Source organism: Psychrobacter sp. AOP31-B2-9, from assembly GCF_052378005.1.
GTDB lineage: Bacteria > Pseudomonadota > Gammaproteobacteria > Pseudomonadales > Moraxellaceae > Psychrobacter.
In genome coordinates, this window is record NZ_JBQSXG010000310.1 from 1 (window position 1) to 744 (window position 744).

General features: G+C 45.3%; 1 protein-coding gene. It reads left to right on the forward strand.

Going from position 1 to position 744, the window contains the following annotated elements; translation table 11 throughout:
• Window positions 1-62 precede the first annotated feature (62 nt).
• The coding region (gene dgt, locus ACT3SX_RS15375) for a dGTP triphosphohydrolase (protein ID WP_444761853.1) at window positions 63-744 on the forward strand (682 nt) is incomplete at its 3' end.

A 744-nucleotide genomic window follows, 5' to 3' on the forward strand; every position in this document is an offset into this window, starting at 1 on the left:
TATGCTGTACCAAGGTCACTATTTTGCTATGCTAGAAGCTCCCTTGGTTTCGGATATTGCATATGCTAAGTACACCAACCTCTTTGTCATCTCCTACCACACAATGGTCGCACCTCCTCAATTCACAGCGCCTCGGTACTACCAAAAAATTCAACGCCAATAAAAGCACCCGTTCTCAGTTTCATAAAGACTATGATAGGCTTGTTTTTTCGCATTCTTTTCGACAGCTCAATCAAAAAACCCAAGTCCATCCGCTGACCAATCAGCTAGGGATTCATACTCGCCTAACGCACTCGCTTGAAGTGTCGTGTATTGGACGCTCTTTAGCCATGATGGCAGCAGAAAAGCTTCATGATAAATTAGCCAGCGGTTTACCCACAGGTATCTCGCCAGCTGATGTTGGCGTCATTGTACAAGCAGCATGCCTTGCCCATGATATCGGCAACCCACCATTTGGTCATGCAGGTGAGTATGCCATCCGTGACTGGTTCGTAAAACCTGAACATCAAACGATGCTGCAAGATTTCAATACTAATGAAAAACTCGACTTATTAGCATACGAAGGTAATGCTCAAGGGTTTCGGCTGTTGGCCCGCAATGAGCATCATCCAGATAAAGGCGGCATGAGACTGACTTGTGCGACATTAGGTGCTTTTATGAAGTATCCATGGTTAGCGACACATAGCAACCCTGATGTTCAAAAGCTTTCTCAAAGCGCTCTAGCCACTAAGGTGCAAAAGTTTG